General features: G+C 59.2%; 16 protein-coding genes and 1 tRNA gene. 10 read left to right on the top strand and 7 right to left on the bottom strand.

Translation table 11 applies throughout. From position 1 onward, the window contains the following. Positions 1-11: 11 nt before the first annotated feature. Entirely contained in the window at positions 12-1,130 is a 1,119-nt protein-coding gene (ald, locus tag AC13RC_RS05090) for an alanine dehydrogenase (RefSeq protein WP_113352642.1), read from the bottom strand. Positions 1,131-1,282: 152 nt separating this feature from the next. On the opposite strand from ald, the gene AC13RC_RS05085 reads away from it, so the two are divergent. Then, positions 1,283-1,744 (top strand): Lrp/AsnC family transcriptional regulator, encoded by a 462-nt coding sequence (locus AC13RC_RS05085; protein ID WP_075852386.1) that lies wholly within the window; start codon positions 1,283-1,285, stop codon positions 1,742-1,744. A gap of 6 nt (positions 1,745-1,750) precedes the next feature. Here the strand turns inward: AC13RC_RS05085 and AC13RC_RS05080 are convergent, their stop codons facing one another. After that, entirely contained in the window at positions 1,751-2,554 is an 804-nt protein-coding gene (locus AC13RC_RS05080; RefSeq protein ID WP_183812235.1) for an endonuclease/exonuclease/phosphatase family protein, read from the bottom strand. A 161-nt stretch (positions 2,555-2,715) separates the two neighbouring features. On the opposite strand from AC13RC_RS05080, the gene AC13RC_RS05075 reads away from it, so the two are divergent. Next, the gene (locus AC13RC_RS05075; RefSeq protein WP_095434727.1) at positions 2,716-3,075 is read left to right on the top strand and encodes a PilZ domain-containing protein; all 360 of its coding nucleotides are present in this window, start codon (positions 2,716-2,718) and stop codon (positions 3,073-3,075) included. Between the two features lie 137 nt (positions 3,076-3,212). Further along, entirely contained in the window at positions 3,213-5,201 is a 1,989-nt protein-coding gene (locus AC13RC_RS05070; RefSeq protein ID WP_488556627.1) for a bifunctional 2',3'-cyclic-nucleotide 2'-phosphodiesterase/3'-nucleotidase, read from the top strand. 46 nt (positions 5,202-5,247) lie between these two features. On the opposite strand, the gene AC13RC_RS05065 is transcribed toward AC13RC_RS05070, so the two are convergent. Further along, positions 5,248-6,216: a LysR family transcriptional regulator gene (locus AC13RC_RS05065; RefSeq protein ID WP_113333513.1), complete on the bottom strand. Its 969-nt coding sequence runs from the start codon at positions 6,214-6,216 to the stop codon at positions 5,248-5,250. A gap of 136 nt (positions 6,217-6,352) precedes the next feature. Here AC13RC_RS05065 and AC13RC_RS05060 point away from each other — a divergent pair, with 136 nt between their 5' ends. Then, complete coding sequence (locus AC13RC_RS05060) at positions 6,353-6,967, top strand: FMN-dependent NADH-azoreductase (protein WP_113333514.1); 615 nt, start codon at positions 6,353-6,355, stop codon at positions 6,965-6,967. 53 nt (positions 6,968-7,020) lie between these two features. On the opposite strand, the gene AC13RC_RS05055 is transcribed toward AC13RC_RS05060, so the two are convergent. Further along, the gene (locus tag AC13RC_RS05055; protein WP_488556626.1) at positions 7,021-7,602 is read right to left on the bottom strand and encodes a TetR/AcrR family transcriptional regulator; all 582 of its coding nucleotides are present in this window, start codon (positions 7,600-7,602) and stop codon (positions 7,021-7,023) included. 105 nt (positions 7,603-7,707) lie between these two features. On the opposite strand from AC13RC_RS05055, the gene AC13RC_RS05050 reads away from it, so the two are divergent. Further along, a complete protein-coding gene (locus AC13RC_RS05050) occupies positions 7,708-8,484 on the top strand; it encodes an SDR family NAD(P)-dependent oxidoreductase (RefSeq protein WP_488556625.1) in 777 nt (258 codons plus the stop codon). Between the two features lie 105 nt (positions 8,485-8,589). Here AC13RC_RS05050 and AC13RC_RS05045 read toward each other — a convergent pair whose 3' ends face one another. Continuing rightward, positions 8,590-8,928: an HlyU family transcriptional regulator gene (locus AC13RC_RS05045; protein ID WP_488556624.1), complete on the bottom strand. Its 339-nt coding sequence runs from the start codon at positions 8,926-8,928 to the stop codon at positions 8,590-8,592. A 37-nt stretch (positions 8,929-8,965) separates the two neighbouring features. Beyond that, positions 8,966-10,180 carry a threonine ammonia-lyase gene (ilvA, locus tag AC13RC_RS05040; RefSeq protein ID WP_488556758.1) on the bottom strand — a complete coding sequence of 405 codons (1,215 nt, stop codon included), beginning with the start codon at positions 10,178-10,180 and terminating at the stop codon, positions 8,966-8,968. Between the two features lie 391 nt (positions 10,181-10,571). Between ilvA and AC13RC_RS05035 the strand changes: the two genes are divergently transcribed. Together AC13RC_RS05035 and AC13RC_RS05030 are read left to right on the top strand one after the other, a co-directional pair. After that, entirely contained in the window at positions 10,572-10,913 is a 342-nt protein-coding gene (locus AC13RC_RS05035) for a hypothetical protein (RefSeq protein ID WP_069611935.1), read from the top strand. 89 nt (positions 10,914-11,002) lie between these two features. After that, positions 11,003-11,088 (top strand) — tRNA-Leu (locus tag AC13RC_RS05030). A 79-nt stretch (positions 11,089-11,167) separates the two neighbouring features. Here the strand turns inward: AC13RC_RS05030 and wrbA are convergent. Next, positions 11,168-11,767 carry an NAD(P)H:quinone oxidoreductase type IV gene (gene wrbA / locus AC13RC_RS05025; protein ID WP_152094247.1) on the bottom strand — a complete coding sequence of 200 codons (600 nt, stop codon included), beginning with the start codon at positions 11,765-11,767 and terminating at the stop codon, positions 11,168-11,170. Between the two features lie 240 nt (positions 11,768-12,007). On the opposite strand from wrbA, the gene AC13RC_RS05020 reads away from it, so the two are divergent. The 3 genes from AC13RC_RS05020 (at position 12,008) to gpt (ending at position 14,554) form a co-directional block, all read left to right on the top strand. Further along, entirely contained in the window at positions 12,008-12,781 is a 774-nt protein-coding gene (locus AC13RC_RS05020) for a competence/damage-inducible protein A (protein WP_152094248.1), read from the top strand. Between the two features lie 115 nt (positions 12,782-12,896). Then, the gene (locus tag AC13RC_RS05015; protein ID WP_152094249.1) at positions 12,897-13,742 is read left to right on the top strand and encodes a universal stress protein; all 846 of its coding nucleotides are present in this window, start codon (positions 12,897-12,899) and stop codon (positions 13,740-13,742) included. A 314-nt stretch (positions 13,743-14,056) separates the two neighbouring features. Continuing rightward, positions 14,057-14,554 carry a xanthine phosphoribosyltransferase gene (gene gpt / locus AC13RC_RS05010; protein WP_183812243.1) on the top strand — a complete coding sequence of 166 codons (498 nt, stop codon included), beginning with the start codon at positions 14,057-14,059 and terminating at the stop codon, positions 14,552-14,554. The last annotated feature ends 56 nt before the right edge of the window (positions 14,555-14,610 follow it).

Here is a 14,610-nt window from a genome sequence, read left to right as displayed (position 1 = left end):
CGCGTTGGGCTTTACGCGACGTTCAGAATGCTTTCGGGTGCAACGGCTTCATAGCCGAGCGCCTCGGCCACTGGCCGGTTGGTGATGCGGCCCTTGTGGACATTGAGGCCATTGCGGAGGTGCTTGTCTTCCGCGATGGCGCGCAGGCCACGATCGGCCAAGGCGAGACCGTGATAGATCGTGGCGTTGTTGAGCGCATGGGCCGAGGTCACGGGAACGGCACCCGGCATATTGGCGACGCAATAGTGTACGACGCCTTCCACCACATAGGTCGGATCGGAATGCGTCGTTGCATGCGAGGTTTCGAAACAGCCGCCCTGGTCGATGGCGACATCGACGATAACAGAACCCTTCTTCATGCCTGAGAGCATTTCGCGCGTCACCAGCTTCGGCGCGGCGGCACCGGGGATCAACACGGCACCGATGACAAGATCGGCGGAAAAGACCTCTTCCTCCAGCGCCTGGATGCTGGAATAGCGCGTATGGACGCGGCCGTTGAAGATATCGTCCAACTGGCGCAGGCGCGGCAGCGAGCGATCGAGGATGCTGACGTCGGCACCGAGGCCGGCCGCCATCTTGGCCGCATGCAAACCGACGACGCCCCCGCCGATAATCGCGACCTTTGCCGGCAGCACGCCGGGCACGCCGCCGAGCAGGATACCGAGACCGCCATTGGCCTTCTGCAGAGCGGTTGCACCCGCCTGGATCGACAGGCGGCCGGCGACTTCGGACATCGGCGCCAGCAGCGGCAGGCCGCCGCGCTCGTCGGTCACGGTCTCGTAAGCAACAGCGGTCACGCCCGAGGCGAGCAAGCCCTTGGTCTGTTCCGGATCAGGGGCCAGATGCAGATAGGTGTAAAGAAGCTGGCCTTCGCGGAGCTGTGCCCATTCCGAGGGCTGCGGCTCCTTGACCTTCACGATCATGTCGCACTTCTCGAAAATATCCTTGGCGCTTGCGGCGATCTTGGCGCCGGCAGCCGCATAGGCGTGGTCATCGGCACCGATGCCGGCGCCGGCCTTCGTCTCGACCCAGACTTCGTGGCCATGGGCGACATATTCACGAACGGATGCCGGCGTCAGACCGACGCGGTACTCGTGGTTCTTGATTTCCTTGGGGCAGCCAACGCGCATTTCATTCCTCCTCGAATGCTTTTGCGTCTTTCATTTTCTCCAAGTGAAATCAGACCACCTCCGCCCCGCAATGTCCTTGCAAAGACGATTTGCGCTGCAGTCATTTTTCGTGATTTATTGCGCAAATAGGAATTTCTTCGAAAGATCTTCGAATGTCTGACCTCGATGCCATCGATCATTCGATTCTGCGGATGCTGCAGCAGAATGCCCGGATCACCAATGCGGAACTGGCCGAGAAGGTCGGTCTTTCACCCTCCGCCTGTTCACGCCGGCTCGATATCCTGGAAAAGAGCGGCGTCATCGACGGCTATCACGCGCATCTCTCGCACAAGGCGCTGGATTACAAGATGATCGCCTTCGTGCACATCTCCCTGTCAGGCCAATTCGCAAAGACGCTTTCGGAATTCGAAACCGCGGTGAAGCGCTGCCCCAACGTGCTCTCCTGCTACCTCATGTCGGGCGAATACGACTACATACTCCGGGTCGCCGCGCGGGACCTCGAAGACTATGAGCGCATCCATCGCGACTGGCTCTCCGCCCTGCCCCATGTCGTGAAGATCAATTCCAGCTTTGCACTGCGCGAGATCATCGACCGGCCGAATGTCGGCTTGTGATCTTCGTCAGCACATATCCAGCAGCAATGCGCGATGATCGGACACCTCTGGCTCCGCGACAGGATCGAAACGGATGACCTCGACATTCGATGTCACGAGCATGTAGTCGGCAAAACGCGGCTGCTTCTTATAATGCGAGGTGCGCGTGTCGTCATGTCCCCGTGAAGTGACGAGATCGACAAGCCCCAGGTTGCCGAGGATCTCGAAGGTCTCGCTATCCGGCAGCACGTTGAAGTCACCGCAAACCACCAGCCGGTCGCCCTCTTGCCGAACCTGACGAATGATCTCAACCAGCGCTTGCGCCTGATGGCGCCGGGCCGGCGTATCGCCCTTGCCTTCCAGATCCCGAAGGCCATGCATATGAGCAATGGTGACGGGATAGCCGCGCTCATAGTGGAAAAGGCGGATGCAATGGGCATTGCGGGAGCGCGGATGCGGTCCATAGCCATCAGCAGAAAATTCGCCGTGAACGAAACCGGCTCCCTGGCCGATGATCGGATAGGTTCTGCGCACGAAGGTTGCCAGTCCGAATTCAGAGTCCAAGCGCGTGTCACCGTCGAAGAGATCGCCTCGCGCGACGGGGAGGAAGAAGGCATCATAAGCCGGCAAAGCAGCTTTCAGCTCCTCGAAAAGATTGGCACGCTGCGGAAGCTCGATTCCGTGATCGCGATAAACCAGCCATTCGGATTGTGCGTTGTGCGTGCGGACCACTTCCTGCAGGCACAGAACATCCGCCTCGACATCGACGAGATAGGGTATCAACGGCTCATGCAGCCGGCCGCCCCATGCATTCAACGAAACGATGCGCATGTTCTGCTCCCCAAAATATTCACATTGCACTTCATGAAAGGGAACCCGGTCCAGTACCGATTCGGGACTCTCGACTACAATTTTAACGATTACACTAAGAATCCCTCAATGCACACATGTTATCCAAAGGCTGAAAAAGATGCGCGGGCCGGGATAAGATCATGCAATTCTCCTCGAAATCTCTCGTCGAAAGCAATCTGAAAATCAAGACACGCGGCTCGCCGCGCCATCACGCGCGGCTCATGGGTCAGGTTCGCTACTTCACCAAGCTTGTCGCCGGCCGCGTCGTCGATATTTCGACAAGCGGCATCGCGCTCGATCTGCAGGCGCCGCTCTATGCAGCGGCGGGCAGCAAGGTTCGCGTCGAATGCGACGATATCGGCCTGCTGGATGGTTTCGTGCGCTGGGCTCATAACGGCCGTATCGGCATCGAGTTCGATCGCTCGTCCAATGCCTCGGCCAAGGTCGCGTCCTATTTCCGCTTTTTCCACAAGGACATAAAGCCGGTTCTCAAGCGCTGATCGAATGTCGGCGCAAGCCGGCTACGATCCACAATAAGCCTGTCACATTCCTGGTGCACACCTTCAAAAATCGTCCTAATCTCGCTCGCCCGAGAGATGATCGACGGACCATAGCCCCATCGTTGAAGGAGTGCCTTATGTCTTCCATTCTGGATTTGCCCAGCATGTCGCGCCGTTCCCTGCTGCAAGGCCTCAGCGCCACGGCGGCGCTGATCGTGCTGCATCCTTTCGCAGCCCGCGCTGCGAGCAATCAGGCGCATCTGCGCCTCATGGAAACGACCGACATTCACGTCAACGTCTTCCCCTATGACTACTATGCCGACAAGCCGAACGACACGATGGGCCTGACGCGTACCGCAACGATCATCGACAATATCCGCGCCGAGGCCACAAACTCGCTCCTGATCGACAATGGTGACGTGCTGCAAGGCAATCCGATGGGCGATTACATGGCCTATCAGCACGGCATGAAGGATGGCGACGTCCATCCGGTCATCAAGGCGATGAACACGCTCGGCTACTCTGTGGGCACGCTCGGCAACCACGAATTCAACTATGGCCTCGATTTCATGTTCAAGGTGCTGGCCGGCGCGAATTTCCCGTTCGTCTGCGCCAACCTGACCAAGGGCAAGCTCGCCTCCGATCCCACCAAGGACGACCTGTTCTTCAAGCCCTATCTGATCCTCGAAAAGAAGATCAAGGACGGCTCCGGCAATGAAAGCCCGATTAAGATCGGCTTCATCGGCTTCGTGCCGCCGCAGATCATGCTCTGGGACATCAAGAACCTCGAAGGCAAGGCGCAGACCCGCGATATCGTCGAAGCCGCCAAGGCCTGGGTTCCGGTCATGAAGGCCGAAGGCGCTGATATCATCATCGCCCTCTCCCATTCCGGCATCGACGGCAGCGGCCCGAGCGAGAAGATGGAAAACGCTTCGCTTTACGTCGCTGCGGTCGACGGCATCGATGCCGTCTTCACTGGCCACCAGCATCTCGTCTTCCCCGGCCCGAAGACCTGGGATGGCATCAAGGACGCCGATCCGGTCAAAGGAACGCTGCACGGCAAGCCTGCCGTCATGGCCGGCTTCTGGGGCTCGCATCTCGGCCTCATCGACCTGCTGCTCGAAAAGGATGGCAAGAGCTGGAAGATCGTCGACTTCACCTCCGAAGCACGCCCGATCTACCATCGCGACGACAAGAAGAAGGTCATCGCTGACGTCACCGACAAGAAGGAAGTCGTCGAAGCCGCCAAGGCCGAGCATGAGGCGACGCTGACCTATGTCCGCACGCCCGTCGGCAAGACGTCTGCGCCGCTCTATTCCTACTTCGCGCTGGTCGCCGACGATCCCTCTGTGCAGATCGTCAGCCAGGCGCAGATCTGGTACATCAAGAACATACTGAAGGAGACGCAGTACAAGGACCTTCCGGTTCTGTCGGCTGCAGCGCCCTTCAAATGCGGCGGGCGCAACGGCGCCGACTATTATACGGACGTTCCCGCGGGCAATATCGCCATCAAGAACGTCGCCGACCTCTATCTCTATCCGAACACCGTCCAGGCCGTTGTTATCAACGGCGCGCAGGTCAAGAACTGGCTGGAAATGTCGGCCGCGATGTTCAACCAGGTACAGCCGGGCGCCAAGGACGCGGATCTGATCAACAGCAGCTTCCCGTCCTACAACTTCGACGTCATCGACGGCGTGACCTACCAGATCGATGTCTCGCAGCCACGTCGCTTCGGCGATGACGGCAAGATTCTGAATGCCGATGCAAACCGCATTCAGAACCTGCAGTTCGAAGGCAAGCCGATCGACCCCGCGCAAAAGTTCCTGGTCGTCACCAACAACTACCGCGCCGGCGGCGGGGGCAACTTCCCGGAAATCGCGGCGGACAAGGTCGTCTACCAGGCGCCGGACACAAACCGTGACGTCATCGTGCGCTATGTCCACGAGCAGGGCACGATCAACCCGACCGCCGACGGCAACTGGACCTTCAAGCCGCTGGCGGACACGACCGTGCGGTTCCAGAGCTCGCCGAAGGCAAAGGATTTCCTCGATCAGGTCAAGAGCGTGAAGATCGAAGACGCCGGCGAAGGTGCCGACGGCTTCCGCAACTACCGGCTGGTTCTGTAAGCACGAATGCTATCGTCCTCTCCTCTCGTTTGGGGAGAGGACTTTTTCACTCCGCCGCCAGGCGCTTGTCTCCCGGATGGAACATCTCGACAGCGGACTTGAAGTCCTCCTGATTCGGGCATCGCGACAGACGATCACGGAAAGCCTCGATCATCCAGGCAGCCGCAGGACCAGGGGGATTGTCCACCTTACGGATGGCATAGAGCGGATATTCACTCTGGTCGTAGGCATCGAGAGCCAAAGGCACCAGCCGTCCCTTCTGCAGATCCTCCATGATGAACGAGGCCGGCAGGCCGCCCCAGCCAAGACCACCGCGGATCAGCTGATGCTTGGTGGCGATATCGCTGAGATGCCAGATCTTGTAGGACAGGACGTTGAAATCCTTGCCATTGGTGAGATTTGATGCGTCGGTGACAACCAGTTGCACTTCTTCGCGCACATCGGCCAGCGTCAGCGGCCGCCCCAGCAGAGCGAGCGGATGCGTCGGAGCGGCAACTGGCATCATGAAGGAATGTCCGATGCGCTCGATAACCAGGGCATCATCCTGCTTCAACACCGAGCCGCCGATACCGATGGTCGACTTGCCGCTGGCAACCAGCTCCAGCATCGAACCAAGTTCGCCGGTGTCGAGGCGCAGGGAAACATAAGGGAAGCGATCGCGAAATTCCCGCAGCACATCGACCGTGGCATGCACCGGCACCATGACGCTGATGGCAACAGCCACCTCCGCCTCAAGGCCGCTCTTCAAGCCCTTCACGCGTGCGCGCATTACCTGCAGATCGGAAAGAATGCGGCGGGCATCCTCCAGCATTACCCTGCCCGCATCCGTCAACTTCGGCTGGCGCGAGCCGGAGCGCTCGAACAGCGGCATTTCGAGCTGAGCCTCCAGATTGGCAATCGTGTAACTGATGACCGACTGAGCGCGGTTGAGCATTCGTGAAGCGGCCGAGAAGCTGCCTGACTCGGCGACGGTCAGAAAGACCTGCAATTGGTCGAGGGTGGGATTGGGGAGCATCTGCCATCCATTCTATCGATAATTCCGATCCATATTATCACAGTTTTTCTCGATAGCACTGACGACTTATTTATGGAGGCGAACGTGATCGGACTCTCCCAGCCGATTTAGCAACTCATTGAAAAGGAAAACGGATATGTCCTCCATTCTGCTTCTGACCTCCAGCCCGCGTCCGGACTCGCTCTCCACGAAGATCGCCACCGAACTGGCCGAGAAGATCAAGGCCAACAACCCGGGCAAGACGCTCGTCAAGCGCGACCTCGCTGCCGACAACCTGCCGCATATCGATGGCCCCTTCACCGCCGCCATCCGCACGCCGGCCGACGCCCGCACGCCCGAGCAGCAGGAACTGGTCAAGGTTTCCGACGCACTCGTCGACGAGTTGCTGGCAGCCGACACGCTTGTTATCGGCACCGGCCTCATCAACTTCAATATCTATTCCTCGCTGAAGACCTGGATCGACAACATCGCTCGCGCCGGCCGCACCTTCACCTACACGGAAACCGGCCCGAAGGGTCTGGCGACCGGTAAGAAGGCCTATATCGTGCTCGCTTCCGGCGGCGTCTACTCCGAAGGCCCGGCTGCCCCGCTGAACCATGCCGTTCCCTACCTGAAGTCGGTTCTCGGCTTCATCGGCATCACCGATGTCGAGACCGTTTACATCGAAGGCGTTGCTTTTGGTCCGGAAGCTGCCGAAAAGGCCGTCGGTGCCGCCCAGGCCCGCGCCTCGGAGCTGGCTCTCGCCGCTTAATCGACTGCAGCCTCCAGGCATTGACAGGCGGCCGGCATCAGCCGGCCGCTTTGCTATTCCGCCTGTGGCAACTCCTTCACGAACGACCTCACGGTCTCCAGAATTTCATTGGAAAACGCCTCGTCATTCGCCACGCGCGCGAGGCCGAGGGCTCCGGTTAACAGGCAGGAGGCGATGATCGCCTTGCGCCTGGCTTCGGCTGTCTCCGGCTTCGGCATGCGCGCCGTCATGGCATCGAAATTCCTTCGCAGGCCATCCGTCGCGACGGTGCGGACCGCATCGCTGCTGCGCGCCATATCCGCCGTCAGCGCGGCATAGGCGCAGCCCTCGCCGCAATGATCGCGGTGACGCTCGCTGAGATAGGTATCGACATACTCGTCGAGCGAGATGCTTTCGGGATCGGTCCCCTTTTCCTCCTGCTGTCGCCGCCACGACCCGATCGCCGATTTCACGGCTTCCGCGACCAGTTCGTCGCGCGAGGCGAAATGCTTGTAGAAGCCGCCAACGGTAAGCCCCGCCTCCTTCATCAGGTCGGCGACACCTATCCCTTCCAATCCCTCCTCACGCAAACGCTTGGCGGCGAGCGTCACGATGCGTTCGTGCGTCTTCTGCTTTTCCAATTGTGAGCGGCCCATCGAAAATCCTTTCATGCCTGGCTTGACAAAATGGATTACGCTCATAATCCTTATAGATAACGATCATAATCCAGATCGTGACAAAAGCCAACAGGAGCTACGAACATGCGTCTCAAGAACAAGGTTGCCGTCATCACCGGTGGAAACAGCGGCATTGGCCTCGCCACTGCCCGCCTCTTCCTCGCCGAAGGCGCGAAGGTCGCGATAACAGGCCGCAATGCCAAGACACTGGCTGCAGCAGCCGAACAGCTCGGCGGCGGCGTGCTGGCCTTGCAGGCCGACACCACCGATATCCCGGCCATGGAAAAGGCCTTTGCCGAGGCTGCGGAGAAGCTTGGGAAATTTGATGTGGTCTTTGCCAATGCCGGTATTGCCGGGGATACGCCGCTCGGCAAAACGACGCTTGAGCAGTTTGAAACCATCGTTCGCGTCAATTTTACCGGCGTCTTCTTTACCGTACAGGCCGCCCTGCCATATCTGAACGACGGCGGTTCCGTGATCCTGAACGGCTCCGTCCATGCCGTTCTCGGCATTCCCGGCGCTTCGGCCTATGCCGGCACGAAGGGCGCCGTTCGCGCCATGACACGCAATCTCGCCTCCGAACTGGCGCCCCGCGGCATCCGTGTCAACCAAGTTACACCCGGCGCCACCAAGACCCCGATCTGGGAGCCCCGCGCCAGCACGCCGGAGGCTCTGGATGCGCTGCAGGCCCGCTTCGGCAGCCTCAGCCCGCTCGGCCGCATGAGCGAAGCCGACGAAATCGCCAAGGCCGCGCTCTATTTCGCCTCCGATGATTCCGCCAACGTGACGGCCATCGAAATCACCGTCGATGGCGGCGCGATCCACGCTCCGTCCGGCGCGAAGATATTCCGCGCGGCTTGAAGCCTGCGAATTATCAGCCATCAATTTTCAATGAGTGTTATGGGCCGCCAAAGCAGATGCAGAGGCGGCCTTGCGTCTGATGCATGTTAAAGGAGTTTGGCTGCTTCAGACCTGGCGAACCTTTTCGCTGTCGCCGAAGAGGCCGGCGCCATTCTGGTCGATGATCTGCTGGCCCTTGCGGAAGGTCGATTCCACGGCATCATCGGACGAGGTGAAGACATCGGCGCGGATGAAATTGCGCACCAGGATCTCACCATTTACATCCTTCTCAATCCGGCCCATGAGGCGGAACTGATTGCCCTCGCGCTGCGGCGTCGCATAGATCGTGCAGCCGGCATGTACCTGAGGTTCGACGCTAACAGTCGAGCCGCCGGATTTTTCAGTGCCAGCCTGCGATGCGCCACCGGTGAAAATCGAAAGGATATTTGAAAAGAACGAAGCCATGGATCGCCTTTAGCATGAAGGTTGCAAGGTCGCAAAGTCAAATGATCAGGTTTGCCAGGATCTCGTTTTCGGTGATGTCCTCGTAGCCCATGCCGGAACTTTCAAAATTGGCGATAAGCTGCTTGAAATTATCCGGATTTTTCGTCTCGATGCCGATCAGGATGGAGCCGAAATTGCGGGCGCTCTTCTTCAGATATTCGAAGCGGGCGATGTCGTCTTCCGGGCCGAGCATGTTGAGGAAATCGCGAAGCGCGCCGGGGCGCTGCGCCAGGCGCAGGATGAAGTATTTCTTCAAGCCCGCATAGCGCATGGCGCGCTCCTTGACATCAGGCAGGCGCTCGAAATCGAAGTTGCCGCCGGAGACGACGGCAACGATGGTCTTGCCGCGGATGGCGTCGCGATCGAGCTTTTCCAGCGCCGTGATCGCCAGCGCGCCGGCCGGCTCCAGTACGACACCTTCCACATTCAACATATCGGTGATGGTGACGCAGATGGCGTTTTCCTCGATAAGCTTGACCTGCTCGGCCGCAAAGCCCCTGAGTGCAGCGAAGTTCAGTTCGCCGATACGGCCAACGGCGGCGCCATCGACGAAATTATCGACCTTGGCGAGCGTGACCACCTGCCCCGCCTCGATGCTGCGGCGCAGGCTCGGCGCTCCGGCCGGCTCGGCGAAGGTGAATGCCTCACGCGGGAGCTTATCGGCAAAATAGCCGGTGATCCCGGCAGCTAGGCCACCACCGCCGACGGGAAGAAGGACGTGATCGGGGATAACGCCATCAGGCAGCTGCTCGGCGATCTCGGCAGCGACCGTCGCCTGCCCCTCGATGATATCGGCATGATCGAAGGGAGGCACCATGACGCCGTCGATGCTCTCGACGTGATCGCGCGCGGCCTGATAGCATTGATCGAAGAAATCGCCGAAGAGCTTGATGGTGATGAACTCACCGCCGAAGATACGGGTCTTGTCGATCTTCTGCTGCGGCGTCGTCACAGGCATGTAGACCACGCCGGGCACACCGAAATGGCGGCAGACGAAGGCGAAGCCCTGGGCGTGATTGCCGGCGGATGCGCAGACGAAGGTCTTTCCCGTACCACCCTCGGCAATCACCTTGCGAAAGAAATTGAAGGCGCCGCGGATCTTATAAGAGCGAACCGGTGTGAGATCCTCACGCTTCAGCCAGATGTCGGCGCCATAGCGCGCGGAAAGATGCTCGTTCAGCTGCAGCGGCGTTGCGGGAAAGAGGCCACGCATGGCCTCTGTGGCTTCGAGAACAGTCTGGTTGTCCACGGCTTGTCCGTCCTTCTTCAATCACCCCCGCTATGACACAGGAAAGATGAGCAAAGAAAGCCTCTTTATCGCGCTTTCGGTCCTGCAATGGCAAGATTGGCCGCACCGAACAAGTCATTAACCATTTATGCCCCTGACTGTCGAAACCCCTAAATCTGTGAATTGACAGCCAAGCTCCCCCTGCGTCCAATATGACACAGCCATCATGATGATGGTTAGAGGCCCGCCTTAAATCCGATCGTCGGCTACGGCGGGCTTCGCTTATCCATGCTGGCATTAACTTATACTTGCACATAGGATTGAGAATCGCGCGAAAGCTGTTTATCCCAGTTTTGTTCAAGGGGAGAACATCGTCATGCGCCTTATGCGCCCAGCTATAATTGCTTTCACTCTTGCGGTGCTTGCTTCCTGCGCCTCGCAGGAAAAAAGCTTCGAGAAGAACATCCCCATTATGAAGGAAAGCCCGACGGCACGAGCGCAGGTCATCGACAAGTGCATGTCGCAGCGCCTGCCACCAGAAACGCTGGATGAAATCGCTTTCTACGTCAAATCTCAAAGAAGCGACGCAAAGCGGCTCTTTTGTCAGCGACTGATGAACGGTGTGGTATCGGGAAAGATCAGCTATGCCGATTTTAAGGCCATGTTCCAACAGAAGAAGGTGACACCGGCGCTTGTCAGCGTTCTCAAGGGTCGCTGAGCCGAGCATGTCAGGCTGACGCCGATCGGCCCCTTCCTGCAAAACATTTCCTTGACTGAATCGCTCAAGTGCTTGATGGGGAGAGGCACGCGGACGTGGCGAAACTGGTAGACGCAAGGGACTTAAAATCCCTCGGCCTTTGGCTGTACGGGTTCGACCCCCGTCGTCCGCACCAAAATTAAATTTCATCAAAATCCCAGTGAAAAAGGCGCAGCTTTCGCCGCGCCTTTTTCAATCAATATGTGGAATTCAAATTAGGCCGTGAGCTTGGCAGCGATCTTGGCGACATGCGCGCCCTGGAACTTTGCTGCTTCCAGTTCGATTTCGGAGGGCTGGCGGGAGCCGTCGCCGTTAGTGATGGTGGAGGCGCCGTAGGGAGAGCCGCCCTTGACTTCTTCCGTGCCCATCTGCCCCTGGAAGGCGTAAGGGAGGCCGACGACGGCCATGCCGTGGTGGAGAAGCGTCGGAATGAAGCCGAGGATGGTGGATTCCTGGCCGCCGTGCTGGGTCGCGGATGAGGTGAAGACCGAGCCGACCTTGCCGACGAGCTTGCCGCCGAACCACAGGCCGCCGGTCTGATCCCAGAAATTGCGCATCTGCGAGGCGACCGTGCCGAAGCGCGTACCGGCGCCGACGATGATAGCGTCATAGTCTGCCAGTTCGTCCGGGGTTGCGATCGGGGCTTCCTGATCGAGCTTGAAGTAGGATGCCTTGGCGACTTCTTCCGGAACGAGTTCCGGTACGCGCTTGACGGTGACGTCGGCGCCGGTGGACTTTGCACCTTCTGCGACGGCATAGGCCATCTTCTCGATGTGACCGTAGGAAGAATAATAGAGAACCAGAACCTTAGCCATAAGAACGTCTCCCGTTTGTTGGACGCGTTGAATGTCGGGGAATCTTGTATCAGCGATGCGACAAGGGCGCAGCCCCCACGCTCAGAACGCACTGTTCATCCTGCGTAGACGCAATTTCATTTGCAATATTTGCCGGGACCTGCGGTCGAGTGAAAACGAGCGTTTGCAATCGCTGCAAACAGCGCTACCTATCTCGAACACTTTTGAACGCGCCGACTGCGCATTGTCCTGGATATCTTCATGTCGAACGAAATCATTGTCACAGCCGCCATGCTGGCCATCGGCGACGAACTGCTCTCCGGCCGGACGAAGGACAAGAATATCGGCCATCTTGCCGATGTGCTGCTGCTGGCCGGCATCGACCTGAAGGAAGTTCGCATCGTCGCCGATGATGAGGAGGCGATCGTTTCGGCGCTGAACGCCCTGCGCGCTCAGTATGATTACGTCTTCACCTCAGGCGGCATCGGCCCGACGCATGACGATATCACCGCCGATGCTGTCGCCAAGGCTTTTAGCGTGCCCTGCGAGCACGATGCCGAAGCCATGCGGATCATGGGCGAAATGTACGCACGGCGCGAGATGGAATTCACCGAGGCTCGCCAGCGCATGGCCCGGATGCCTGTGGGATCGAAGCATATCGCCAATCCGGTCTCGACTGCGCCCGGCTTCAACATCGGCAACGTCTACGTCATGGCCGGAGTGCCGCAGGTTTTCCAGGCGATGCTCGACAATGTCATACCGACGCTAAGGACCGGCGCAAAGGTGCTATCAACAGCGATTTCCTGCCCTTATGGCGAAGGTGAGATCGGCACGCCGCTCGGCCTTATCCAGAAGGCACATCCAGATACCAGCATTGGCTCCTACCCGCGTTATGTCGGCCAATTCTTCTCGACCGAGATCGTCGTCAGGGGCCGCTCGGCGGAATTAGTCGAAAGTGTCGCAGCGGAAGTACGCGCAATGATCGAAGCCATCCGACAGTCGAAAGCCAAGGAAAATCAGTCGGCTGAGGCCTGACCTTTAACGAAGGTGTGTACTTTCCAGGGAACTCTGAGACCATTCGGAGCATTATCTTGTAGCGGAATGCTGATATCATGATCCGATCCAACCCTTCCGCATGGGAGATCTCTTCATGTCCTACAAAACGATAGTGACCGTTCTCGATAATCCCGACAATACGCGCATCGCTGCCGCGTTTTCGGCGGCGCTCGCAAAGGAGCACGGCGCCCATATCGTCGGGCTTCATGCGGAAATCGTCTCGACCGTGCCGCTGGTGGCGCCGATGGAGATTCCGGACCCCGTTGCGGTTCAGGCGCTTCAGGATGTCGCCCATAATCAGGCGGTCGAAATCGAACGGGTGTTCCGCTCAAGGATGGAAGCCGCTGGTATCGACTATGAATGGCACAGCTTTGCCAGTACGGTCGGCTACGGCACCGAACCGCTGATCGAAAGTGCCCGCAGTGCCGATCTGCTGGTGGCCGTGCAGCCGGACCCGTCGAAATATGCCGATACCCAGGTCGATGTCGAAACCTTCCTGTTCGACAGCGGCCGGCCGGTCCTGTTGATCCCCTATATTCTCAAGGAGCCGAAGCCCGTCCGCCGCGTGCTGATCGCCTGGAACGGCTCCAAGGAAGTGGCCCGCGCCACCTTCGACGCCCTGCCCTTCCTCAAGGCTGCGGATTCGGTCGAGATCCTTTCCGTCAGCACGTCGGAAAAGGACCCGCATCCGTCCAAGGAAACCGGCGTCCGGATAGCCGCGGCGCTGACGCGCCACGGCGTGCGCGCCAAGTTCGAAACGGCAGCCTGCAGCGGCAAGTCGACGCCGTCGCAGGTCATCGAAAACCGCCTGGCGGATGACAGCATCGACCTGCTTGTTATGGGCGCCTATACGCATTCCTGGCTATGGCAGATGATCTTCGGTGGCACGACGCGCACTCTGCTGCAATCGATGACAGCAATGACGCTGCTGGCCCGCTGAGCGGCTGAAAGCTCAAATCCTGTGTCAACCGGTGCAAATGTGCATCGGTTGGCCGCTTCGCGGCTATTGCCTTTTGCCCGTAAATCCAGCAGAAAGCAGCGACCGATGACAGAATTCCCGCCAGGGAACCGTTCGCGCGGTCGAAGGGGCATGATCCCGAAAAGCCCAGGCTTTCCCGGATAAGATCCCGTTCAGGCAGATAGCAAGCGAATCGCGTTCCGGATTTGGTTCTTGGTCCGCGCCCGCCGCGGGGTCTGCTCAGGGTCGCCGGCGCTGCCGGTGCGTCGTTATTCCATGCCCCGGAGCTTTCTGCCATGTCCCTGCCCGATAAAGCCTTTCCCGTATCCTGGGATCAGTTCCATCGCGATGCGCGCGCGCTTGCCTGGCGGCTTGCCGGCCTGAACCGTGAATTCAAGGCAATCGTCTGCATCACCCGCGGCGGCCTCGTGCCGGCCGCCATCATCTCTCGCGAGCTCAATATCCGGCTGATCGAGACGGTGTGTGTCGCTTCCTATCATGACTATTCCAGCCAGGGTGAAATGAACCTGCTCAAGGGCATCGCACCGGAATTGTCGGCCAATGGCGGCGAAGGCGTCCTTGTCATCGACGATCTCACCGATACCGGCAAGACGGCTCTCGAAGTCCGCGCCATGCTGCCCAAGGCGCATTTCGCCTGCGTCTACGCCAAGCCGACCGGCGTTCCCACGATCGACACCTTCATCACCGAGGTCAGCCAGGACACCTGGATCTACTTCCCCTGGGACATGGGCTTCACCTATCAGGAGCCGATCGCCAAGGGCCATCGCGGCTGATCTCCCGCTGCCGGCACGCGAATCAGTCACGATTCATGCGCCGTCGCGAAATGTGA

Source organism: Martinezella sp. CNPSo 3890, from assembly GCF_057784455.1.
This window is presented reverse-complemented; position numbering and strand designations above follow the sequence as displayed.